The organism is Ruegeria sp. R8_1 (assembly GCF_017743815.1).
Classification (GTDB): domain Bacteria; phylum Pseudomonadota; class Alphaproteobacteria; order Rhodobacterales; family Rhodobacteraceae; genus Ruegeria; species Ruegeria lacuscaerulensis_A.
This window is the reverse complement of sequence record NZ_JAGHRL010000003.1, coordinates 118,130-139,354: the sequence shown is the minus strand read 5'-3', so window position 1 is coordinate 139,354 and position 21,225 is coordinate 118,130. Positions and strand designations below refer to the sequence as shown.

The window sequence follows — 21,225 nt, the reverse complement described above, 5'->3', positions numbered from 1 at the left end:
GTGCAAATTTCCGATGAATGAAACGGAGGTGCGCGTCATGTATCACAATATTTTGGTCCCGATTTCCTTTGATGCAGAACGGGATATTTCCGGCCCTTTGAAACTGGCAGAGGTTTTGGCAACGCCAGATGCTCAGGTCACGCTGCTTCATGTGGTCGAGCATATCCCCAATTATGCCATCTCATACATGCCACCCGAATACCTGAGCGAGGCGCGTAACGCACTTAAAACAGAGTTAGACGGCCTTGCAGCCAAATTGCCCAACGCAAAGGGTATTGTGATAGAAGGGCACTCGGGCCGTAGCATTCTGGACTGGGCGGCAGAGCATAAACCTGATCTTATCATAATGGCGTCGCACCGTCCGGGGATGCAGGACTTGTTGTTAGGCTCTACGGCGAACCACGTTGTCCGGCACGCCGCTTGCGCGGTTCACGTTGTGCGCTGACTGGGCAAGAAATCTACGGGGGCAAGGCGCCATGCCTTGCCGAACCCGCCATTCAAAAGCCCATCGGTGACTTCAAAGCGGACGAACCTGAAATCCGTAAAGTCGACATACAACTTGGCTTTCGGACGCTGATTTAGGTAATGGTTGCGCAGATCAACGTACTCAGACGTACTGCGCGCAACGAATTCTGCTTTGGCATGCAGTGTTAGCCGTGGATGGGTTAACGGATCTCCGGTTTCACCCGGTTCACCAAGTAAAATGGCGCAGTTCGGATTTGCATTCAGGGCGTGCGTATGGTCGGCCAAGTCGGAAATCAGCGTGATGGGCAATCCATTCGGCCCCACGGCCAGCGCAATCCGAGAGACGGACGGAAACCCATTTCCTGGTCGGCTCACAGCCAATGCGCCAAAAGTTGCCGAGGCGACAAGATCACGTGCCAGTTTTCGCGCGTCGTCGTCTACGGTTCTAAAAGGATTGGTTTCTGCCATTTCAATCAACATACCATGCGTGTTGTGGTCCAGATTACCCTAGCCGCAGAAATCAGAGGCAACCACAGTCCTGATCACCAAAACTTAATAAGGCGTGTGCGGAAACAGGGTGCTCGAAATCGCTTTAAACCGTGTATACTACTCACATATGTCGATCCGAGATTCCTCCCTGCGTCCGGTCTTTACCGACCCGACTTGCCCCGAGCGCCAGCGGCGTGCGGATGTTACGCGTAACAGAGCACTGTCTCCGCTTCGGATCACACTGATGATCCTGATGCTTCCGATCACGACCGCGGCGATTGCGTTGAGCGTGTACCTACGTACGTCAGATTTTGATCAGGAAGAGGCCGTCTTGCATCTGGTGGCGCTAATAGGCGGGTGCAACGCGGCTCAGACGGTTTTGCCAGGTCCCTATTTCGAAGGTCAGCCCGGCTATCACCCGCGCAACGACCCGAATACGGATGGCGTGGCGTGTGATTTTGTCCAACAAGACGCACTGGCAAGGCCCCAGCAGAGCTCGGAGCGCGTCGGTAACGCCAAATTCCTGCGCCCCTGATCCCTGCATGACCCGCGACGAGTTCAACAGTTTCTGCGACACTCTCAAAGCGACCACCCATGTGGTGCAATGGGGTGATGCGGATGTTTGGAAAGTGGGTGGTAAGGTGTTTGCGATCTGCGGCTGGAACAATGGCCAGGATGCTTTCACCTTCAAAGCCACCGATCTCGCCTTTGAGGTTCTGAGCGACGAGCCCGGTATACGCCCAGCGCCCTATCTGGCTTCGCGCGGGATGAAATGGCTGCAGGTACACGAGGAACGCGGGATGAGTGATGCGTCGCTGCGCGAACATATCGTGACCTCTTATGATCTGGTTGTTGCGAAGCTAACCAAAAAGTTGCGAGCAGAGCTGGGGGTTTAACCCTTCATCGCCTGCAGCAATTCCAGCAACTGTTTGCGGTCATCATTATCGGCATAGTCACCGGTAGCCAGACGCTCGGCAATGCGCAGGCGCAGGCGCTCCTGTTGGGTGCGCACCTCTTCTCCGGCTGTCTCAGCCAGGGTTTTCATGATCGCCGCTACGGCCTGCTGGCGTTTGGTGGTTGGGTTGGCGATGTAATCCACAAGGCTCTGCTGCCCGGAATCGAGGATGTTTTCGGCCAGATCGCGCAACTGCTCACCATTGGGCAGCAGCGTGGCGGGTGCATCCTCGGGCGGCAGGATTTCCGGCGCGCTGCGCGGGGTTTCGGCTAGCGCATTGGCCCCGTCCACAAAGGCTTCGGTGATCATCCGCGTGATCCGGACCGCGCGCGGGTCTTTGAACAGGGCCGAGGCGATGGCCACGCCGTAATCCGTATAGACCCAAGGGTTGACCCGCCGCCCGCCGCGCCCTTTGGGCTTTGAAATCACGTTTTGTGATTGCAAATCGGCGACCTCGGCATCGGTCAGCTGAAAGCGGTAGCCCTCGAACAGGTCCTTGTTGCGCGACACGGCCTGATTGAAGGCGCTGACGGATTTTCCGTAGAACTGTGCCAGATCCTCGGCCAGCACCACGCGGGTGCCACGCACGCGGTGAATGGCGCTTTGGACCTCATGCGTGCTGGGCAGGGTGTTCGTCATGGCAACCGTTTGGAATCACAATTTGTGATTTCAAACGTGAAGCAGAGAGCGCTGGGCTGCAACTGTGAAGTGTCAGCCGTCGCAAATTGCTGAGGCTTAAAGTTGAAATTACCTCGAATAACAAACTCTCAATATGAGATTATTTAGCGGCGTGTTAATATGTTCTTGGCGAGGTTGCATAAACCCAGCAAAGCGCAATCTCGTCCCATGAGGGAGGAAAATGATGTTTGCGCGAATTACTCAATTTAAAATGAAGCCCGGCACCCGTGACGCCGCAACTGAGAAGATGAATGCACTGAAATCCGAAATTATGGGCATGCCCGGCATGCACAGCTTTACCAATGTCATGAATGAAGACGGTTCAGGCTATGTGATCTCGGTGGTCGAGAGTGAGGAAACATCGAACGCGAACGCCTCGAAAGTGGCCGAGCTCTGGGGGCATTTCGCTGAATTTATGGAAGGCCCTCCCTCACCAGTTGGGTATGATGTGATTGCCCATTGGGATAAGGGGTGAGCACGGACCCGCGCGAGAAACACTCGCGCGGGGTATAGGTGCTCGAGACTTATGCAATCAAACTAAATACCGTGGAAACGCGCTGAGGCAAAAATCAGGAATAGTCATATTCCAGATGGTTTATGACAGTTGAGCCCCAGCACATTCGCGGAAAATCCGCACCGGGTCAGCAGCGCCGTCCAGCGAGAATGTGGCCACATGATCCTGCGTGAATGCGTAGGCTATTTGGTTGTACTCCAACCCATCAAGCACGTTTCCGAAACCCGTATTTGTAACCGTCAATGACTTTGCGTCATCGGAAAGAACATGGCGGGATGTGGCAATTTCGATCGGGGACGATCCTTCGAAGCGCATTGCGAACCACGGAGTCTGTGTCCAATCAGAGTTCGCTTGGGTCACGGTGATTGTATAAAGCGGTTTGGACGGCTCGTAGGTAAGGAATATTTTCGCCGCGTCGGTCTCGTGCGACAGGGTGCAAATTTCATCAACGGTTACATCCCACGCGTAGGCAGGGGTGCTGAGGATCATTAATAACAAAACGGCTCGCATAACCTGAACCTAGCTACAGAACGCAGTTGGGCAAGGTGACAGAATCAAATTTCGCCATGCGCGGCATCTTTGAATTACGTCTTTAACGGTCTACCGTTTCCTCCGCTTCACATTCCCGCCCCGCTGCCCCGGCCTGCCAGCCGTTGACCGTCCGCGCGCTTTTACTGCGTCTTCCGAGGCCTTCTCGACCGCCCATTGCCGCGCCATGGGGTCGTCGGCGACGGCCAGATCGACCGCTTCCAGACGTTTGATCTCATCCCGGATGTTGGCGGCCTCTTCGAACTCAAGGTTCTCGGCGGCTTTGCGCATTTGTTCGCGCAACCCGTCCAGATGCGCCTCAAGGTTCGCGCCGTGCATCGGTTTGTCGATGGTGGCGGTGACGCGGTTCATGTCGACGTCGCCCTCATAGAGCCCGGCCAGAACGTCCTCGACGTTTTTCTTCACCGTCTCGGGCGTGATGCCGTGTTCCTCGTTATAGGCGATCTGTTTGGCGCGGCGGCGGTTGGTCTCATTCAGCGCGCGCTCCATGGAGCCGGTGATCTTGTCCGCATACATGATCACCCGGCCCTCGGCGTTGCGCGCGGCGCGGCCGATGGTCTGAACCAGAGAGGTCTCGGACCGCAGGAACCCTTCTTTGTCCGCGTCCAGAATGGCGACCAGCCCGCATTCGGGGATGTCCAAACCTTCGCGCAGCAGGTTGATGCCGACCAGCACGTCGAAGGCCCCCAACCGCAGGTCGCGCAGGATTTCGATCCGCTCGATCGTGTCGATATCCGAGTGCATGTAGCGCACCTTGATGCCCTGTTCGTGCATGTATTCGGTCAGGTCTTCGGCCATGCGTTTGGTCAGTGTCGTGACCAGCGTGCGATATCCATCGGCTGCGACCTTGCGCACCTCGTCCAGCAGGTCGTCCACCTGCATCGAGACGGGGCGGATTTCAACCTCGGGGTCCAGCAGGCCGGTGGGGCGGATCACCTGTTCAGTGAAGACGCCGCCGGTCTGTTCGATCTCCCACTTGGCAGGGGTGGCCGAGACAAAGACGGATTGCGGGCGCATGGCGTCCCATTCCTCGAACTTCAGCGGGCGGTTGTCCATGCAGGACGGGAGGCGGAACCCATGTTCGGCCAGCGTGAATTTACGGCGATAGTCGCCCCGGTACATGCCGCCGATCTGCGGGACGCTGACGTGGGATTCATCAGCGAAGACGATGGCGTTGTCGGGGATGAACTCGAACAGTGTCGGGGGCGGCTCGCCCGGCGCGCGGCCCGTCAGATAGCGAGAGTAGTTCTCGATCCCGTTGCAGACGCCGGTGGCCTCCAGCATTTCCAGATCGAAATTGGTGCGCTGTTCCAGGCGCTGGGCTTCCAGCAGTTTGCCCTCGCCAACCAGTTGATCCAACCGGGTGCGGAGTTCCTTTTTGATCCCGATGATTGCCTGCTGCATCGTCGGTTTCGGCGTCACGTAGTGGGAATTGGCGTAGACCCGCACCTGCTCCATCGTGGCCGTGCGTTCGCCGGTCAGCGGGTCGAATTCGGTGATCTGTTCCAGTTCCTCGCCAAAAAAGGACAGCTTCCAGGCGCGGTCTTCAAGGTGAGCGGGCCAGATTTCCAAGGAATCGCCGCGCACACGGAACGACCCGCGCTGAAACGCCTGATCGTTGCGGCGGTATTGCTGGGCGACCAGATCGGCCATCACCTGCCGCTGGTCGTAGTCGTGGCCCACCTTCAAATCCTGCGTCATCGCCCCGTAGGTCTCGACCGAGCCAATACCGTAGATGCACGACACCGAGGCGACGATGATCACGTCATCGCGTTCCAACAGCGCCCGCGTGGCCGAGTGGCGCATCCGGTCGATCTGTTCGTTGATCTGAGATTCTTTTTCTATGTAGGTGTCGCTGCGCGGCACATAGGCCTCGGGCTGGTAATAGTCATAGTAGGACACGAAATACTCGACCGAGTTTTCGGGGAAGAAGCCTTTGAACTCACCATACAGCTGCGCGGCCAGCGTCTTGTTGGGGGCAAGGATGATAGCGGGGCGCTGGGTTTCCTCGATCACCTTGGCCATAGTGAAGGTCTTGCCCGTGCCCGTCGCGCCCAGCAGAACCTGATCGCGCTCGCCATCGCGAACGCCGCTCGCCAGCTCCGTGATGGCGGTGGGCTGGTCCCCTGCGGGCGCAAAATCAGTGTGCATGACAAACGCCTTGCCGCCCTCAAGCTTCAGGCGGGCGCGGACATCTTCTGAGGTCAGCTGCGTCTTGTCGGAATGTGCATAGGCCATAAGGGGGGATTCCTTTCGGGCCTGATTTTGGTCTGTTTTTGTTCTTGTTCAAGGGGGCATTTCCAATCGCTTCAATTGCGACAATTGCGGGCTTGTCCGGGCGGCGCGTCTGACGCATAAACACCCCTAGCCAAGCGAGTACGGAGAGGCGACATGCGCGCACGGATTTACCAACCTGCAAGGAATGCCATGACTTCGGGAATGGCCAAGACCCGCAAGTGGGTTCTGGAATATGCCCCTGCGTCTTCGCGCGAGGTTGATCCGCTGATGGGTTGGACGTCGTCGTCCGATACGCAGACACAGGTGCGCCTGAAATTCGATACCAAGGAAGAGGCGCTGGACTACGCCAAAGACAACGGTATCGAAGCCATTGTCAGCGAGCCGCATAAGCGCAAACCAAATTTGCGCGCCCGTGGATATGGTGAGAATTTCGCCACCGACCGACGCGCGCCCTGGACGCACTGAATGATCCACATTCGCCTGGCTGATCCCACGTCGGATGGTGTGCGGCAACTGGTGCAGGCTCACTTTGCACATAGCGAAACGGCAGGACCGGCTGAAAGCAATCATACTATGGATGCGCAGGGGCTAGCCGGGCCGGACATGCGGTTTTGGGCTGCGTACAACGACAGCAGGCCTGTCGGTTGTGGCGCGCTGAAAACATTGCCGGACGGCACCGCCGAGGTGAAGTCCGTACATGTTCTTTCATCTGAACGGGGGAAAGGGCTGGCGCGCGAGATAATGAACCACTTGGAAACTTTGGCGCGGGCCGAGGGCGTTTCGGCATTGGTTCTTGAAACCGGAGCGGCGCATCTTATGGAATATAACGCCGCACGTAAGCTCTATGAAGCTCTGGGCTACGCATATTGCGGACCGATTTACGGATATGAGGCAGACCCAAATAGCGCGTTCATGCGATTGGACCTTAACCCAAAGGCTTGAAACTCGGCCGCGCGACAGGGTCGCAATTACCGCGTTGACTTATCGGTTGGCGTTGTCCAATAAAAGCGAACTTGCGCCCACGTAATTCAACTGGATAGAATATCCGACTTCTAATCGGGCTGTTGGGGGTTCGAGTCCTCCCGTGGGCGCCATTTCATCTGACGGCTGAGTTTTGATTAAAAAAGACCGAGCCCTTGGCGACCAGCCAAGGGGAGTTAGCAACATTGTCGCGATGGTTTTGCCTATTTGGCGAAAACCAGCCGTGCCAGAAAATACAATCCAACCACTGTGATGATCAGGAAAACCGGGTTCCCGACGATTTGACCGATCCAGGTTGATACGCCGAATTCTCCGAAATTGAACCCGCCCAAACTGAATTTCGACGTAATTTCATAATCAAACATTTTGACAGCACCCCACAAAACAATGGGTCATTATGACATAAAATTTGTGAAAATTCTTCGCCTCAAGTGAGTGACACGTAAGTGTCTGAAAATTAAACCCTTACACCACCCATGTATTTTGGGAGCGCGAATGTGCGCCACCAGAATCACCCAGGTTTCAAAAAGGTCTCTAACTTTGAAACGTTTGAAATCGTGAAGGTATCATTCGATCTTCGATCTGCAATCGAGTCTGAGTAGAGCTTGTGACTTGCAATACGGATGCCCCGACCGTGAGAAAAAACATTGCAACCGGTTGCAAAAATGAACATTGTTGCGCTGAGAAGAGGATTCGGGAGGCCCCCATGCTAAAGATCGGATTACTGGGAGCAGGACGTATCGGGCGTGTGCATGCAGATGCAATCGCCGGGCATCCCCAGTCCGAGTTGGTGGCAATTTCTGACGCAGTGACCGAGGCGGCGGATACTCTGGCGTCCCAATACGGTGCCAAAGCGGCCAGTTCTGAAGAAATTATCGCTGATTCCTCGATAGATGCGGTCCTCATTGCTACGCCAACCGACACGCATTCCGATTTGATCCAAGCCGCAACCAGCGCGGGAAAGGCTGTTCTGTGCGAAAAGCCCGTGGATTTGGACCTAGAGCGTGCTCAAGCCTGTCAAATGGCGGTTGCTGAGACAGCTCAACCTGTGATGATCGGGTTTAATCGTCGGTTCGATCCCAGCTTTTCGGCCCTTAAAGCTGCGGCTGATCAGGGGGAGATCGGAAAACCCGAGATGCTATCTATTACTAGCTTCGATCCGGCGCCTCCTCCGATCAGCTATGTCAAAGTGTCTGGCGGCCTGTTCCGCGACATGATGATACACGATTTCGATATGGCGAACTATTTGATGGGTCAGTTGCCGGAACAGATCTCTGCCGTTGGCAGTGCGATCGTCGATCCCGAAATCGGACAAGCAGATGACGTGGATACGGCTGTTGTAACAATGACTTACAGCAGCGGTCAGATCGCCGTTATCAAGAATTCACGGCGTGCGGTCTATGGTTATGATCAGCGGATCGAGTTGTTGGGGTCCGGCGGATTGCTGCAAGCCAACAACGTATTGGAAAACGCTGTGGTGAAATCCACGGCTCAAGGCGTCACAGGTGCCAAGCCAACGTATTTTTTCCTTGAGCGTTATATGCCAGCGTACCGCGCCGAATGGGATGCGTTTGTGAGGGCAGCGCAACACTCCTCACCTATGCCGGTCACTCTCGCAGACGGAGTGGCCGCCCTAGCCATGGCCGAGGCGGCGACCCGATCACTGCGATCTGGTCTGGCAGTGGCTTTGGCTGATGTTTTGAAACCGGTTGCAAAATGAATCGAATTCCGGAAACTGGGGAAAGCTCCGCGTGTTTCCGGAGCACAGGAGATTCGGTCCGTCCGAATGATTGGGGCTGACGCCCCGACAAAAAGACAAACTGTTCTAATGGGAGGAAACCAAATGAATAAGTTCGTTAAAGGCGTAGTAGCCGCAGGTGCGTTGGCACTGGCCACGCCTGCATTTGCGCAGGAAATCGTGGTCGTGTCCCACGGGCAGGCGAATGATGCGTTCTGGAACGTTGTGAAAAACGGGGTCGAGCAGGCAGGCAAGGATGTCGGTGTCAACGTCGAATATCGCGCACCTGAGACCTTTGACATGGTGGCCATGTCGCAGTTGATCGACGCCGCTGTGAACCAAGAGCCTGACGGGCTGATCGTCTCGATCCCCGATGCGGATGCGCTGGGGCCGTCAATCGAGCGGGCCGTCGCGGCGGGTATCCCGGTGATCTCGATCAACTCGGGTTCCGATGTGTCCAAAGAGCTTGGTGCCTTGTTGCACGTAGGCCAGGATGAATTCGATGCGGGTAAGGCAGCGGGCGAAAAGCTAGCCTCGATGGGAGGCAACAATGCAATTTGCGTCAACCACGAGGTTGGCAACGTCGCACTTGACCTACGCTGTGCGGGTTTTGCCGAAGGGTTTGCGGGTAGTGTAGAAGTACTGCCGACCTCGAACGATCCGTCCGAGATCGAATCCAAAGTATCTGCTGCACTGGCCGCGAACGAAGATGTCGACACAATCATGGCGCTGGGTGCCAGCTCGGCTGGTGAGCCGACAGTTGCGGCGGTCAAGGCGTCGGGACGCGACGTGAACGTGGCGTCGTTCGACCTGTCGGCAAACTTCTTGCAGTCGATTGCGGATGGCGATGCTGCGTTTGCCATCGACCAGCAGCAGTATCTGCAGGGGTATCTGGCAGTGAACTTCATGGGGCTTCACGCCAAGTATGGCCTGATGCCGGGTGGCAATGTTCCGTCAGGCCCGAACCTTGTGACAACGGAAAAAGCCGCACAGGTCATCGACTTGTCGTCGCAGGGCATTCGCTAAACCAAAGGGACAGTGAAAACCGAAACGGCGCCGTGCTGCGCCGTTTCAATCGAAGTGGGAGGGAACCATGAGCGAGACAGCGCCAGTTGCCGCAGACGAACGGGTGAAAAAAGAACCGTTCCTGACAAAATTGATGAAAAGACCAGAATTGGGTGCGATGGCCGGTGTCGTATTGGTGGTCATCTTCTTTGGCCTCACCGCCGACGCGTCCATGTTTACCCTGGCCGGAGTGATGAATTTCATGACCCCTGCGGCACAGCTTGGCATCCTGGCGATTGGGGCCGCCCTGCTGATGATCGGGGGAGAATTCGACCTGTCGATTGGTTCGATGGTGGCGTTTGCCGGTCTGTTCTTTGGTGTCTGTGTGGTTACGTGGCAGCTGCCGCTGATGTTTGCCATCCCGATGACCTTTGTGTTTGCGGCATTCGTCGGCGCGATCAACGGCAATATCGTGATCCGCTCGGGGCTGCCCTCATTCATCGTGACGCTCGCATTTTTGTTCATTCTAAGGGGCTTGTCGCTGGTCGGATTGAAAATGGCGACCGGTGGGTCGACGCAGCTGCGTGGCGTCCGGGATGCGACTGAAAATGACTGGCTTGCTCCGTTTTTCTCGGGCGAGGCGTTCGCTGGCCTGTTCTCGTGGCTGGCGGCCAACGGTATGATCGATACGTTCAAAAGCGGCGCGCCCAAGGTGCCCGGTATTCCGGTCGAGATTTTGTGGTTCATTGTGCTGGCTGTGGCCGCGACCTATGTGTTGCTACGTACACCGGCCGGGAATTGGATTTTTGCGTCGGGCGGAGACAAAACCGCTGCGTCGAATTCGGGTGTTCCAGTGAACCGCGTCAAGGTTTCTCTGTTCATGCTGACGGCTTGTTGTGCCGCACTGGTCGCGATCATTACGGTGATGGATGCGGGTTCGACCGATGCGCGTCGGGGGTTCCAGAAAGAGTTCGAGGCAATTATCGCTGCGGTGATTGGCGGTTGTCTTCTGACGGGCGGTTACGGTTCCGCCATCGGCGCATTCTTTGGTGCGATCATCTTTGGCATGGTTGTCATCGGCCTGACCTACACCGATTTCGATCAGGACTGGTTTCAGGTCTTCCTGGGTGCGATGTTGCTGATCGCCGTTCTGTTCAACAACGCGATCCGTAAACGCGTGACAGGAGAGCGTTGATATGACCGAAGATACCAAGTTCCACCACGGAGATTCCGCAACCGACAGTGCACCCATTGTCGAGATGAAGGATATCGAAAAGCATTTCGGCAATATCATCGCGCTGGCCGGCGTCAGCTTTGATGTGAAGCCGGGCGAATGCCACTGTCTGTTGGGCGACAACGGAGCCGGCAAATCGACTTTCATCAAGACTATGTCCGGCGTTCACAAACCGACCAAGGGCGAGATCTATTTCGAAGGCAAACCACTGCATTTCGACACGCCCCGCGATGCGATGGAAGCAGGGATCGCAACCGTCTTTCAGGATCTGGCGATGATCCCGTTGATGAGCGTGACCCGCAATTTCTTCATGGGGCGCGAGCCGACCAAGGGGAAAGGTTTGCTCAAGCGGTTTGATGTCGAGCAGGCGAACGACGTTTGCATGGAAGAGATGCGCAAAATGGGCATCAACCTGCGCGGTCCTGATCAGGCTGTGGGCACCTTGTCCGGCGGTGAACGTCAGACCGTTGCGATTGCGCGGGCTGTCTATTTCGGGGCGAAGATTCTGATCCTGGACGAACCTACATCGGCCTTGGGTGTTCGCCAGACCTCGAACGTGCTGGCAACGATTGACCGGGTGCGCAGTCAGGGCGTGGGTGTTGTATTCATCAGCCACAACGTGCGGCACGCGCTGGCCGTGGGTGACCGGTTTACCGTGCTCAATCGCGGCAAGACATTGGGAACGGCGCGACGGGGCGAGATCACGCCCGAAGAGTTGCAGGATCTGATGGCGGGCGGTCAGGAAATGGCCGAACTCGAAGGCTCCTTGGGCGGAACGGTGTAACGCCCAGCCCGTCAGGACTTATCGAAATTGCAGGAATGGCCGGGATGGCCTTGTGTTGAAAAGGGATCACAATGGGCAACACAGTCCGATTGACCGCAGCGCAAGCTTTGGTGCGCTATCTGGGTGCGCAGATGAACGAGGCCGGAGAGCCGTTTATCGCAGGCGTCTGGGCCATCTTTGGCCATGGGAATGTGGCCGGGCTGGGCGAGGCGCTGCATGCAGTGAAAGACAGCCTGCCTACCTATCGCGGCCATAACGAGCAGACCATGGCCCATTGCGCGATTGCCTATGCCAAGCAAAAGCGCCGGACGCAGACGATGGCAGTGACGTCCTCGATTGGGCCGGGGGCCACGAATATGGTGACGGCGGCGGCGTTGGCCTATGTGAACCGCCTGCCGGTCTTGCTGTTGCCCGGCGACGTGTTTGCGACACGCGGGCCTGACCCGGTCCTGCAACAACCCGAGAACTTCAGCGACGGCACGGTCAGCGCCAATGACTGCTTCCGCCCGGTCAGCCGTTACTTCGACCGGATCACTCGGCCTGAACATCTGCTGACCGCTCTGCCGCGCGCCTTCCGCACCATGACGGACCCCGCCGATTGCGGACCGGTCACGCTGTCCTTCTGTCAGGATGTGCAGGCCGAGGCCTATGATTATCCCGAGAGCTTTTTTGAACCCCGCGTCTGGTATCAGCGCCGCATCCGCCCGGATGAAGGTGAGCTGGCCCGCGCAGTGGCGGCGCTCAAGGCGGCCAAACGGCCGGTGATCATTGCAGGCGGCGGGGTGCACTATTCGGATGCGACGGATGCATTGCAAAGCTTTGCGGAAATGCACAACATCCCCGTCACCGAAACGCAGGCGGGCAAGTCCGCGCTGGCCTGGGACCATCCGTTGAACCTGGGCCCCGTTGGCGTGACCGGGGGTGAACCGGCCAATGATGTCTGCGCCGAAGCTGATCTGGTTTTGGCAGTAGGGACGCGGTTGCAGGATTTCACCACCGGGTCATGGGGCCTGTTCTCGAACCCGGATCGCGAGATGGTGTGCCTGAACACCAACGCCTATGACGCTGAAAAACACGGCGCGATGCCGTTGCAATCTGACGCCCGTGTGGGTTTGGAGGAACTGGGCGCTGCCCTTCAAGGCTATCGCGCCGATCCTGTTTCGGACACGCTCAAGGCGGATTGGTATGGTAAGGTCGACAAGCTGACGGACGCGCCCGGCGACGGGAACGCGCTGCCGACGGATATGCAGGTTGTGGGCGCGGTCCAGCGCGCCTCGCACAACGATACGGTGGTGATGTGCGCGGCTGGCACCATGCCGGGGGAGTTACACAAGTTGTGGAAAGCCCCGCGCCCTGGCGCGTATCACATGGAGTACGGCTTCAGCTGCATGGGGTATGAGATCGCGGGCGCCATGGGCATCAAGATGGCCGAGCCCGAGCGCGACGTGATCTGCTTTACCGGCGACGGCACCTATATGATGGCCAATTCCGAGATGGCCTCGGCCGCGATGATGGGCGTGTCCTTCACCGTGGTGATCACCGACAACCGGGGTTTTGGCTGCATTAACCGTTTGCAGATGGGCACCGGCGGGGCCGAGTTCAACAACCTGCTGGACCACGCGGTGCATGAGAACCCGTCCAATATCGACTTTGCCGCCCATGCGGCTGCGATGGGCGCGACCTCGGTCAAGGTCGGCTCGATTGCCGAGCTGGAGGACGCGCTTGCCAAACGCGCCGATATCAAGGGGCCTTATGTGGTTGTCATCGACACCGATCCTTACCCCTCGACCGAATATGGCGGCACGTGGTGGGAAGTGGCGGTGCCCGAGGTCAGCATCCGCCCCGAAGTGAACGAAAAACGCGCGGCTTATGAGCTGGCGATCAAGGAAAGAAACACGAAATGAGCGTGAAAATCGGAATCTCTCCGATCGCGTGGCAGAACGATGATCTGCCGGATCTGACCGCTGCCTACACCATGGAGCAGGCGCTGAAAGAGTCGCGTGAGATCGGCTATACTGGTGTCGAACGCGGCCAGCGGATGCCCGGCGATACCGAAGGGTTGCGCGCCTATCTTGAGGCGAATGACATTGCGCTTTGCGGTGGTTGGTGCTCGGGCGCGTCGCTGGTGAATGACTTTTCCACCGAACGCGAGGCCGTGCGCGAACAGGTCGAACAATTCGTGGCGCTGAACAGCCCCTGTATCGTGTACGCCGAATGCTCGAACACCGTTCAGGGTCAGATCGGAACGCCGGTGAACGACCGCCCGAAACTGTCGAAGGATGAAGTTCTGGCCTACGCCGCCAAGATCACCGAATTGGCCAAGTGGATGGCCGATCAGGGCATGCCCATGGCCTATCACCATCATATGGGTACGATCATCGAAAGCGAAGATGACGTGAACTGGCTGATGGAAGGGTCGGGCCCCGAGGTTAAGCTGTGCTTTGACACCGGCCATTTGCTGTTTGGCGGCGGCGATGTGCTGGCCACTCTGAACCGTTGGGGCGACCGGGTGCATCATGTGCATTTCAAGGATATCCGCCCGCAGGTCGTGCAGGATACACGCGAGAACAATCGCAGCTTTTTGGATGCCGTCATTGCTGGCGCCTTCACCGTGCCGGGAGATGGCTGCATCGACTTTCAGGCCGTCGCAAACGCGCTGAAGACGATGGATTACAGCGGCTGGATCGTGGTTGAGGCCGAACAGGACCCCGCCAAAGCGCCACCTTACGAATATTCGAAGAAAGGTTACGAGCACATTGTCGAAGTCTGTGGGGAGGCTGGGCTTACGATCACTACATAACTCACCGCCCCCTGGGGCAACACCGAAGCCATGAATAAAGGAGAAAGTCATGGTTAATCAAGAACTTGGATATGTCGGATATTTTGACCGGGAATCCTGTGATCTGGATGAATTCAAGGTGTTGACCTCTCAGGCCCTACAGACGTCAGCGGTGCCCCATGCGGCGGGCATTGAAAAGAACGTACCCGTTTATGACATGAATGCCCTGCGGCCTGCGCTAGAGGATGGCGCACAGCGTAAAGCTCTGCTTGCGGAATGGGGGCAGGTGTTGAACAGCTCGGCCGGAGTGATCGCGCTGAAAGGCGCTTATGCGGATACCGCCGTGATCGACCGGGCCACTGAGGTGTTTCAGCAGATCATCGATGAAGAGCGCGAAGGCGGGGCAGGCGAAGGCGATCACTTCGCGGCCTCAGGGGCCAATGACCGGGTGTGGAATGCGCTGCAAAAGCAATGCATGAAGGATCCCGAAGGCTTTGCGCTTTACTTCGGCAACACCTCGATTGCCGCCGCGTGCGAGGCGTGGCTGGGGCCGAACTATCAGATGACCGCACAGGTCAATCAGGTCCGCCCCGGCGGCAAGGCACAGCAAGCGCATCGGGACTATCATCTGGGGTTTCAAAGCGCGGATAGTGCCGCGCGGTATCCCGTTCACGCGCATTTGGTGACAGCGACTCTGACCTTGCAGGGCGCCGTTGCGCATTGCGATATGCCGGTCGAAAGCGGACCGACCAAGCTGTTGCCGTTTTCGCAGCTTTATGCACCGGGCTATCTGGCGTTTCACGATGCAGCCCACCGCGACCATTTCGAAGCCAACTATATCCAGTTGCCATTGGACAAAGGCGACGCCGTTTTCTTCAACCCGGCGCTGTTTCATGCGGCGGGCGAGAACCGCAGCGCGGATATCAACAGAATGGCAAACCTGCTTCAGGTCTCTTCGGCCTTTGGGCGCGCGATGGAGGCCATAGATCGGCGTGCCATGTCGCTGAGGGCGTTCCCGGCGCTGGTGGCGTTGAAGCAGCGTGGCGATTTGTCGGTGCCAGAGCTGGACGCGGCCATCGCGGCCACTGCCGAAGGGTATCCGTTTCCGACCAATCTGGATACGGACCCTCCGGTCGGCGGGAACGCCCCCGCCAGCCAAGCCGATGTCCTGCGCAGCGCGGTATCCGAAGGGTGGACAGAAGAACAACTGGCACAGGCGCTTGCAGCGCTGGAAACCCGACAGGCAGCATAACGCAATATCGGGCGGGCGAACGTGCCCGCCCAACACGGAGAACACGAGATGGCAGACCTTTTGAAAAAACCCTTCGGCACGCGCGGAAAGGTACATGACATCACTCCGGCCAGTGCCGGATGGCGCTATGTCGGGTTTGGCCTCTACCATCTTCGCGCAGGCGACACAGCTTCTGAGGTGACCGGTGATCGCGAGGTCATCCTGGTCATGGTAGAAGGCAAGGCGCAGATCACCGGGGCAGGGCAGGATTGGGGCGTGCTGGGCGACCGGATGGATGTGTTCGAAAAGACCCCTCCGCATTGTCTTTATCTGCCAAACGGGACCGATTGGCAGGCAGTGGCGGAAACCGACTGCGTTTTGGCGGTGTGCTCGGCCCCCGGAAAGGGTGGTCATTCGGCGCGCCGGATTGGGCCGGACGGGATCACTCTGACGCAGCGCGGCAAGGGCACCAACACGCGCCATATCAACAACATCGCGATGGAGGCGGAAGACTACGCCGACAGCCTGCTTGTGACCGAGGTCTTTACGCCCAACGGCAACTGGTCATCCTATCCAAGCCATCGCCATGACGAGGATGATTATCCCCGGATCACCTATTTGGAAGAGACTTATTATCACCGGCTGAACCCCGCCAACGGGTTTGGCATTCAGCGCGTGTATACCGATGACGGCCAGTTGGACGAGACGATGGCTGTATCCGATGGCGATGTCGTGACCGTGCCGCGGGGCCATCACCCTTGCGGCGCGCCCTATGGGTTTGAGATGTATTACCTGAACGTCATGGCAGGTCCCCTGCGCAAATGGCGGTTTGTTCCGGCCCCCGAGGTCGAATGGATCATGGAGCGAGATAGTTGACCCAAGATTTTGCGAATTACCCCAGTTTGAAAGGCAAAACCGTTGTAATTACCGGCGGCGCCGGTGGTATTGGAGCGCAGACCGTCCGAGCGTTTGCCCAGCAAGGCGCGAAAGTCGGATTTCTGGATATCAACGCTGATGCCGGGCACGCACTGCTGGCCGAGCTGGAAGGCGAGCACGCATTCGCGCAGTGCGATCTGCGCGACGTCGGCACGCTGCGCGACGCACTGGAGCAACTGTCCGAGGAACTGGGCCCGGCGCATGTTCTGGTCAACAATGCGGCCCATGATGATCGCCACGACTGGCGCGAAGTCACGCCGGAATATTGGGATGAACGTATGGCGACGAATATCCGCCACATGTTCTTTGCCATTCAGGCTGTTGCGCCCGGTATGATTGCGGCCGGCGGCGGCTCGATCATCAATCTGGGTTCGAACTCCTGGTGGGAATGTGGCGCAGGGTTCCCGGCCTATGCCACGGCGAAATCCGCCGTACATGGCCTGACCCGGACAATGGCGCGCGAATTGGGCGATCACCGCATCCGCGTCAATACCGTCGTTCCCGGCTGGATCATGACCGAGCGCCAAAAGGACCTGTGGGTCACGCCCGAGGCGCTGGCCAAACAGGTCGACCGCCAGTGTTTGCCAGACCCGATTGACCCGGTCTATGTGGCGCGGATGGTGGTGTTTCTGGCCTCGGACGATGCGGCCATGTGCAGCGCGGGGAATTTCATGGTCGAGGGCGGCTCGATCTGATCCCGCGCTTTCGCGGCATCAGGCTTGTGGGGGCCGCGACCCGTTGACCGAGTGTGTCTTACTTCTGCGGTGGTGCCCCAAAAGCGCGGATCACGGCGCGGGCGGCGGCCTCGACCGGGTCTTGCGTTTCTTTCAGGATAGTCACGCGATCAAACCGGTTTGGGTCGCGGTTGACTGCTGCGCGTAGGGCATTCCCAAAGGCCATCCGCAGTTCGGTGCCGATGTTGAACTTGCAGATCGACGTGTCGCGCGACAGCCGCGCGCGTTGTTCCACCGGCACGCCCGAGCCGCCATGGATCACCAGCGGGACCTCGGTCAATGCGTCGATCTCGGCAATACGGGCCTCGTCCAATCCGCCTTCTTTGTCTTGTTGCAGGTGGACGTTGCCGACCGAGATCGCCATCGCATCGACACCGCTTTGCCGGGCAAATTGCGCGGCCTCCTCGGGGTCTGTGCCGTTCGATCCTTCCCCGCCGGAATAGCCGACAAACCCGATCTCACCCTCGCAGGAAACCCCGGCGGCGTGGGCCATCTCGGCGATGGCGGCGGTCTCGTCAATATTTTGCTGCAGCGGCTTGCGCGACCCGTCGAACATCAACGAGGTAAAGCCGCTGTCCAGCGCGATCTTGCACTCCTCATACGTATAGCCGTGATCCAGATGCGCCACGACAGGGACCGAGGCGTTTTCAGCCAGGTGCCGGAACATTTTTCCAAGAATGGGTAAGGGCGTATGCTCGCGACAGCTTGGTCCGGCTTGCAGGATGACGGGCGCATTTTCGGCTTCGGCTGCGGCCACGTAGGCGCGCATGTCCTCCCAGCCCAGCGCTACCAGCCCGCCGACGGCATAGCCCTGCGCGTAAGCCGGTTGCAGCACATCTTTCAGCGTAACAAGGGTCATTTGAACTTGGCGATCATGTCTTTGATGCCCGGAATCGTTTCGATCTGATAGGCATGGGTGGGTTGGAAATACTGCACCAGAGACCGCTGGGTCAGGCCACCGAGGATGGTGAAGTAGTACATCTCATACCCCGGCAAGACGCAGCAGGGGTGATACCCGGTGTCTATACAAACAGTCGAGCCATCGACGATGTGATAAGCATCCCCCGGTTCGTTGTCCTCGCGCTGCAACATCTGCAGACCCGAGCCCCAGTTGGGTTTGAAGCGGAAATTATAGGTCTCGTCATGGCGTGTTTCGTCGGGCAAGCGGTTGGTGTCGTGCTTGTGGCTGGGGAACCCTGACCAGCCACCTTGACCGACGGTGAACAACTCACTCACCAGCAGACGCCCCACCTTGTCGTGCTGTTTCTGACCCAGAATATGTTTGATCTTGCGATGGGTCTTGGTGTCATCGCTGCCATATTGCACAAGGTCATGTTCACGCACGTCGAACGGATCCAGCACCTTGTCGTATTTCGCGCCAGCTACAAAGACCTCGGCGGATTCAGACACGCAGACCATTTGCGCTTTGGCACCCACGGGAACATAAGCCCCTTCGGGTTCGCCATCCCAAACGTCTTCGCCCCGGTTTCCCAAAGCAGGGAAGGGGACGCCTTCCACATCGACATCGACGCTGCCGGTTGCCGGAACAATGCAGGTTTCATATCCGGGTACCTGATATTCGAACGCCTCGCCCTTTTTCAATTTGACGATGTTGAAATAGTTCAACGGAACTTTAGGGTCATCAGTATCCACAATGGGTTTGTTCTGGTTGTCGAATGGGGCAATATGCATGAGACCTCCTAGGTCGTTGGACCGGGATGGGACGCCAGAAACGCATCCAGCTCAGACGTCGTTGGCATGGCTGGTGAACATCCGGGTTTGGACACGACAATGGACGCACAGGCCGACCCGCGCATCACCGCGTCTTTCAGCGGATACCCCGCCGCGATCGAGGCCAGCAGACCTGCCATAAAGCTGTCGCCAGCGCCCACAGGTTTGATCGCGTCGACAGGGTAGATGCCGGTTTCGATTTCTTGTCCGTTGGCCAGTGTCACTGCGCCTTTTTCACCCATTTTGTAGATGACGACGCGCCCCGGTTTCCCAGCCAGTTCTTGCGCTTTAGCAAAGCCCTTTTCCATACCGCCAGCCATGAAGCCGAATTCTTCATCGTTTCCGACAATCAGATCGCTGGCCGCGCCCGCGCGTGACAAAACATCTGCTGCCACTTCCGCAGACGGCCAGCTGTAAGGACGGTAGTCGATGTCGAAAATCACCGGCAATCCGGCCGAGCGGGCGTTTTGAAGGGCGCGGAATGTGGCGCTGCGCGAGGGTTCAGCCGCAAAGACAGTTCCGGCGGACAGTACGGCTGTGAATGAAGTGTAGTCTACTCGGTCGACGTCTTCTTCGGTGACCTGAAAGTCGACCGCTCCGTTCCGGTAAATGACGTTCTGGAAATCCTCGGTCCGGCTTTCATACAGCGCCAGAGAGGTGCGATATTCACCCCCCAGAACACGGATGTAAGATGTGTCCACTCCGTAGTGGGTCAGCCTGTTCATGCAGAACCGCCCCACCGCGTCATCCGAAATCGACGTGACCAAAGATGCCTGACTGCCAAGTTTTACCAGCCCGGCGCAGATATTGGCCGAAGATCCCCCCAAGTCGGCTCCAAAGGCGCCGGCATCTTCGCTTTTGACACCGACAGGATCTGCAAACAGGTCAATGCCCGCGCGCCCGAAAACAGCAAATCGGTTTCCTTTGATCCCATCCATCAGGGTGCTCACGTCGTGTCCTCCGGCGAAATAGGGTGGGCAGGGATGGTTGGTCCTTGCGTTGAATCAATTCACACGATACTCATTTTGCAACCGGTTGCAAATACAATGTTCGGAGCGGTTGCAAGTGCCAGAAATCGGAATTGGAATCGTCGGTGGCGGCTATATGGGCAAGGCTCATTCGGTCGCAATGGCCGCGGTGGGGGCGGTGTTCAACACAGCATTGCGACCCCGACTTGAGGTGATCTGCGCGTCTACGTCGCAGAGCGCAGAGCGGTATCGCGCAGCGTATGGGTTCGCGCGGGCGACCAGCGACTGGCGCGCCTTGGTCGCCGACCCAAAGGTCGAGGCAATCGTGATCGCCTCTCCCCAGTCTACGCATCGCCAGATAGCCGAGGCTGCCGCTGCGCTGGGCAAGCCGGTGTTATGCGAAAAGCCTCTGGGCGCGTCACTGGAGGACAGCCGCGCCATGGTGGTAGCCGCTGAAGCAGCCGGTGCAATTAATATGGTTGGGTTCAACTATATCCGGACCCCCGCCAGTCAATATGCAAGACAGTTGATTGCCAGCGGAGAGATTGGCGACGTCACCTGGTTTCGAGGGGAACATACCGAGGATTTCTACGCCGACCCTCAGGCCCCGGCGACCTGGCGCACGACGGGCATGGCAAACGGCACCATCGGTGATCTGGCCCCACACATGGTCAACGGTGCGATGGCACTGATCGGACCTATCACGCAGGTGATGGCAGATGTGGAGACCGTCCACCGCCATCGACCGGGCGGAGAGGTCACGAATGACGACCACGCCCAGATGATGTGCCGGTTCGAAAATGGTGTCATGGGGAACCTCTATTTCAGCCGCGTCGCGACGGGACGGAAGATGGGGTACGCCTATGAGATCTCTGGCACCAAAGGCGCGATCCGCTTTGATCAGGAGGATCAGAATGCCCTGTGGCTGTACCGCCGCGAAGGGCCTGAGGCGTCGCGAGGCTTCACCAAGATCCTGACCGGTCCGGCGCACCCGGACTATGAGCCCTTCTGTCAGGGACCGGGCCATGGCACCGGGTATCAGGACCAGATCATCATCGAAGCGAAGGATTTCCTGCAGGCCATCCATACAGGCCAAAACATCTGGCCGACCTTCCGCGACGGGCATGAGGTGAACCGCGTTTTGGCGGCGGTGCTTGCGTCCTCGGACCAGCGGCAATGGCAGGACGTCAGTCAATTCTGACCGAACAAACGAAAA

Annotated in this window: 24 protein-coding genes and 1 tRNA gene; 17 read left to right on the top strand and 8 right to left on the bottom strand. The window is 58.0% G+C overall.

What is annotated here, in order from left to right:
• Positions 1 to 37: 37 nt before the first annotated feature.
• On the top strand, positions 38 to 445 hold the full coding sequence (locus J7380_RS07995) for a universal stress protein (RefSeq protein WP_209195260.1): 408 nt from the start codon (positions 38 to 40) through the stop codon (positions 443 to 445).
• On the opposite strand, the gene J7380_RS07990 is transcribed toward J7380_RS07995, so the two are convergent.
• Positions 430 to 933: a pyridoxamine 5'-phosphate oxidase family protein gene (locus J7380_RS07990; RefSeq protein WP_209195259.1), complete on the bottom strand. Its 504-nt coding sequence runs from the start codon at positions 931 to 933 to the stop codon at positions 430 to 432. The genes J7380_RS07995 and J7380_RS07990 overlap by 16 nt on opposite strands.
• A gap of 265 nt (positions 934 to 1,198) precedes the next feature.
• On the opposite strand from J7380_RS07990, the gene J7380_RS07985 reads away from it, so the two are divergent.
• Positions 1,199 to 1,489 carry an excalibur calcium-binding domain-containing protein gene (locus tag J7380_RS07985; RefSeq protein ID WP_247742460.1) on the top strand — a complete coding sequence of 97 codons (291 nt, stop codon included), beginning with the start codon at positions 1,199 to 1,201 and terminating at the stop codon, positions 1,487 to 1,489.
• A 7-nt stretch (positions 1,490 to 1,496) separates the two neighbouring features.
• Positions 1,497 to 1,850: an MmcQ/YjbR family DNA-binding protein gene (locus tag J7380_RS07980; protein WP_209195257.1), complete on the top strand. Its 354-nt coding sequence runs from the start codon at positions 1,497 to 1,499 to the stop codon at positions 1,848 to 1,850.
• Here J7380_RS07980 and J7380_RS07975 read toward each other — a convergent pair.
• On the bottom strand, positions 1,847 to 2,548 hold the full coding sequence (locus J7380_RS07975; RefSeq protein WP_209195256.1) for an ORF6N domain-containing protein: 702 nt from the start codon (positions 2,546 to 2,548) through the stop codon (positions 1,847 to 1,849). The genes J7380_RS07980 and J7380_RS07975 overlap by 4 nt on opposite strands.
• Positions 2,549 to 2,771: 223 nt before the next feature.
• Between J7380_RS07975 and J7380_RS07970 the strand changes: the two genes are divergently transcribed.
• On the top strand, positions 2,772 to 3,062 hold the full coding sequence (locus tag J7380_RS07970) for a hypothetical protein (RefSeq protein ID WP_170353432.1): 291 nt from the start codon (positions 2,772 to 2,774) through the stop codon (positions 3,060 to 3,062).
• Between the two features lie 120 nt (positions 3,063 to 3,182).
• Here J7380_RS07970 and J7380_RS07965 read toward each other — a convergent pair whose 3' ends face one another.
• Together J7380_RS07965 and uvrB are read right to left on the bottom strand one after the other, a co-directional pair.
• Positions 3,183 to 3,611, bottom strand: a complete 429-nt coding sequence (locus J7380_RS07965) for a hypothetical protein (protein ID WP_209195255.1) — start codon at positions 3,609 to 3,611, stop codon at positions 3,183 to 3,185.
• A gap of 90 nt (positions 3,612 to 3,701) precedes the next feature.
• Positions 3,702 to 5,888, bottom strand: a complete 2,187-nt coding sequence (gene uvrB, locus J7380_RS07960; RefSeq protein ID WP_209195254.1) for an excinuclease ABC subunit UvrB — start codon at positions 5,886 to 5,888, stop codon at positions 3,702 to 3,704.
• A 153-nt stretch (positions 5,889 to 6,041) separates the two neighbouring features.
• Between uvrB and J7380_RS07955 the strand changes: the two genes are divergently transcribed.
• The 3 genes from J7380_RS07955 to J7380_RS07945 all read left to right on the top strand — a co-directional run bounded on the left by J7380_RS07955 (position 6,042) and on the right by J7380_RS07945 (position 6,982).
• On the top strand, positions 6,042 to 6,353 hold the full coding sequence (locus J7380_RS07955) for an ETC complex I subunit (protein WP_170353429.1): 312 nt from the start codon (positions 6,042 to 6,044) through the stop codon (positions 6,351 to 6,353).
• Complete coding sequence (locus tag J7380_RS07950; protein WP_209195253.1) at positions 6,354 to 6,830, top strand: GNAT family N-acetyltransferase; 477 nt, start codon at positions 6,354 to 6,356, stop codon at positions 6,828 to 6,830.
• Positions 6,831 to 6,905: 75 nt separating this feature from the next.
• A tRNA-Arg gene (locus tag J7380_RS07945) sits at positions 6,906 to 6,982 on the top strand.
• A 90-nt stretch (positions 6,983 to 7,072) separates the two neighbouring features.
• Here the strand turns inward: J7380_RS07945 and J7380_RS07940 are convergent.
• Positions 7,073 to 7,234: a hypothetical protein gene (locus tag J7380_RS07940; RefSeq protein WP_209195252.1), complete on the bottom strand. Its 162-nt coding sequence runs from the start codon at positions 7,232 to 7,234 to the stop codon at positions 7,073 to 7,075.
• A 341-nt stretch (positions 7,235 to 7,575) separates the two neighbouring features.
• Here J7380_RS07940 and iolG point away from each other — a divergent pair, with 341 nt between their 5' ends.
• From iolG to J7380_RS07895, 9 genes are all read left to right on the top strand, one after another.
• Positions 7,576 to 8,589, top strand: coding sequence for an inositol 2-dehydrogenase (gene iolG / locus J7380_RS07935; RefSeq protein ID WP_209195251.1), 1,014 nt, complete (start codon positions 7,576 to 7,578; stop codon positions 8,587 to 8,589).
• 123 nt (positions 8,590 to 8,712) lie between these two features.
• On the top strand, positions 8,713 to 9,633 hold the full coding sequence (locus J7380_RS07930) for a sugar ABC transporter substrate-binding protein (protein ID WP_209195250.1): 921 nt from the start codon (positions 8,713 to 8,715) through the stop codon (positions 9,631 to 9,633).
• 67 nt (positions 9,634 to 9,700) lie between these two features.
• On the top strand, positions 9,701 to 10,807 hold the full coding sequence (locus J7380_RS07925; protein ID WP_209195249.1) for an ABC transporter permease: 1,107 nt from the start codon (positions 9,701 to 9,703) through the stop codon (positions 10,805 to 10,807).
• Position 10,808: 1 nt separating this feature from the next.
• Positions 10,809 to 11,630, top strand: coding sequence for an ATP-binding cassette domain-containing protein (locus J7380_RS07920; RefSeq protein ID WP_209195248.1), 822 nt, complete (start codon positions 10,809 to 10,811; stop codon positions 11,628 to 11,630).
• 71 nt (positions 11,631 to 11,701) lie between these two features.
• Positions 11,702 to 13,534, top strand: a complete 1,833-nt coding sequence (gene iolD, locus J7380_RS07915; RefSeq protein ID WP_209195247.1) for a 3D-(3,5/4)-trihydroxycyclohexane-1,2-dione acylhydrolase (decyclizing) — start codon at positions 11,702 to 11,704, stop codon at positions 13,532 to 13,534.
• A complete protein-coding gene (iolE, locus tag J7380_RS07910) occupies positions 13,531 to 14,430 on the top strand; it encodes a myo-inosose-2 dehydratase (RefSeq protein ID WP_209195246.1) in 900 nt (299 codons plus the stop codon). Before iolD ends, iolE begins: the two co-directional genes overlap by 4 nt.
• A gap of 49 nt (positions 14,431 to 14,479) precedes the next feature.
• Positions 14,480 to 15,661: a phytanoyl-CoA dioxygenase family protein gene (locus J7380_RS07905; RefSeq protein WP_209195245.1), complete on the top strand. Its 1,182-nt coding sequence runs from the start codon at positions 14,480 to 14,482 to the stop codon at positions 15,659 to 15,661.
• 48 nt (positions 15,662 to 15,709) lie between these two features.
• Complete coding sequence (gene iolB, locus J7380_RS07900; RefSeq protein ID WP_209195244.1) at positions 15,710 to 16,516, top strand: 5-deoxy-glucuronate isomerase; 807 nt, start codon at positions 15,710 to 15,712, stop codon at positions 16,514 to 16,516.
• Positions 16,513 to 17,271 carry an SDR family oxidoreductase gene (locus J7380_RS07895; protein WP_209195243.1) on the top strand — a complete coding sequence of 253 codons (759 nt, stop codon included), beginning with the start codon at positions 16,513 to 16,515 and terminating at the stop codon, positions 17,269 to 17,271. The genes iolB and J7380_RS07895 overlap by 4 nt, the downstream gene beginning before the upstream one ends.
• Positions 17,272 to 17,329: 58 nt before the next feature.
• On the opposite strand, the gene J7380_RS07890 is transcribed toward J7380_RS07895, so the two are convergent.
• From J7380_RS07890 to iolC, 3 genes are read right to left on the bottom strand one after another with little or no spacing between them, the layout of a single operon-like run.
• A complete protein-coding gene (locus tag J7380_RS07890; RefSeq protein ID WP_209195242.1) occupies positions 17,330 to 18,169 on the bottom strand; it encodes a class II fructose-bisphosphate aldolase in 840 nt (279 codons plus the stop codon).
• The gene (locus tag J7380_RS07885; RefSeq protein WP_209195241.1) at positions 18,166 to 19,002 is read right to left on the bottom strand and encodes a 5-deoxy-glucuronate isomerase; all 837 of its coding nucleotides are present in this window, start codon (positions 19,000 to 19,002) and stop codon (positions 18,166 to 18,168) included. The genes J7380_RS07890 and J7380_RS07885 overlap by 4 nt, the downstream gene beginning before the upstream one ends.
• Positions 19,003 to 19,010: 8 nt before the next feature.
• Positions 19,011 to 19,979: a 5-dehydro-2-deoxygluconokinase gene (gene iolC / locus J7380_RS07880; RefSeq protein ID WP_209195645.1), complete on the bottom strand. Its 969-nt coding sequence runs from the start codon at positions 19,977 to 19,979 to the stop codon at positions 19,011 to 19,013.
• Positions 19,980 to 20,106: 127 nt separating this feature from the next.
• Between iolC and J7380_RS07875 the strand changes: the two genes are divergently transcribed.
• Positions 20,107 to 21,210 (top strand): Gfo/Idh/MocA family oxidoreductase, encoded by a 1,104-nt coding sequence (locus J7380_RS07875; RefSeq protein WP_209195240.1) that lies wholly within the window; start codon positions 20,107 to 20,109, stop codon positions 21,208 to 21,210.
• Positions 21,211 to 21,225 lie beyond the last annotated feature (15 nt).

Excerpts from the sequence above, each read along its gene's own strand:
- J7380_RS07995 (WP_209195260.1), top strand. The coding sequence starts at position 38 with ATGTATCACAATATTTTGGTCCCGATTTCCTTTGATGCAGAACGGGAT.
- J7380_RS07990 (WP_209195259.1), bottom strand. The coding sequence starts at position 933 with ATGGCAGAAACCAATCCTTTTAGAACCGTAGACGACGACGCGCGAAAA.
- J7380_RS07985 (WP_247742460.1), top strand. The coding sequence starts at position 1,199 with ATGATCCTGATGCTTCCGATCACGACCGCGGCGATTGCGTTGAGCGTG.
- J7380_RS07980 (WP_209195257.1), top strand. The coding sequence starts at position 1,497 with ATGACCCGCGACGAGTTCAACAGTTTCTGCGACACTCTCAAAGCGACC.
- J7380_RS07975 (WP_209195256.1), bottom strand. The coding sequence starts at position 2,548 with ATGACGAACACCCTGCCCAGCACGCATGAGGTCCAAAGCGCCATTCAC.
- J7380_RS07970 (WP_170353432.1), top strand. The coding sequence starts at position 2,772 with ATGTTTGCGCGAATTACTCAATTTAAAATGAAGCCCGGCACCCGTGAC.
- J7380_RS07965 (WP_209195255.1), bottom strand. The coding sequence starts at position 3,611 with ATGCGAGCCGTTTTGTTATTAATGATCCTCAGCACCCCTGCCTACGCG.
- uvrB (WP_209195254.1), bottom strand. The coding sequence starts at position 5,888 with ATGGCCTATGCACATTCCGACAAGACGCAGCTGACCTCAGAAGATGTC.
- J7380_RS07955 (WP_170353429.1), top strand. The coding sequence starts at position 6,042 with ATGCGCGCACGGATTTACCAACCTGCAAGGAATGCCATGACTTCGGGA.
- J7380_RS07950 (WP_209195253.1), top strand. The coding sequence starts at position 6,354 with ATGATCCACATTCGCCTGGCTGATCCCACGTCGGATGGTGTGCGGCAA.
- J7380_RS07940 (WP_209195252.1), bottom strand. The coding sequence starts at position 7,234 with ATGTTTGATTATGAAATTACGTCGAAATTCAGTTTGGGCGGGTTCAAT.
- iolG (WP_209195251.1), top strand. The coding sequence starts at position 7,576 with ATGCTAAAGATCGGATTACTGGGAGCAGGACGTATCGGGCGTGTGCAT.
- J7380_RS07930 (WP_209195250.1), top strand. The coding sequence starts at position 8,713 with ATGAATAAGTTCGTTAAAGGCGTAGTAGCCGCAGGTGCGTTGGCACTG.
- J7380_RS07925 (WP_209195249.1), top strand. The coding sequence starts at position 9,701 with ATGAGCGAGACAGCGCCAGTTGCCGCAGACGAACGGGTGAAAAAAGAA.
- J7380_RS07920 (WP_209195248.1), top strand. The coding sequence starts at position 10,809 with ATGACCGAAGATACCAAGTTCCACCACGGAGATTCCGCAACCGACAGT.
- iolD (WP_209195247.1), top strand. The coding sequence starts at position 11,702 with ATGGGCAACACAGTCCGATTGACCGCAGCGCAAGCTTTGGTGCGCTAT.
- iolE (WP_209195246.1), top strand. The coding sequence starts at position 13,531 with ATGAGCGTGAAAATCGGAATCTCTCCGATCGCGTGGCAGAACGATGAT.
- J7380_RS07905 (WP_209195245.1), top strand. The coding sequence starts at position 14,480 with ATGGTTAATCAAGAACTTGGATATGTCGGATATTTTGACCGGGAATCC.
- iolB (WP_209195244.1), top strand. The coding sequence starts at position 15,710 with ATGGCAGACCTTTTGAAAAAACCCTTCGGCACGCGCGGAAAGGTACAT.
- J7380_RS07890 (WP_209195242.1), bottom strand. The coding sequence starts at position 18,169 with ATGACCCTTGTTACGCTGAAAGATGTGCTGCAACCGGCTTACGCGCAG.
- J7380_RS07885 (WP_209195241.1), bottom strand. The coding sequence starts at position 19,002 with ATGCATATTGCCCCATTCGACAACCAGAACAAACCCATTGTGGATACT.
- iolC (WP_209195645.1), bottom strand. The coding sequence starts at position 19,979 with ATGGATGGGATCAAAGGAAACCGATTTGCTGTTTTCGGGCGCGCGGGC.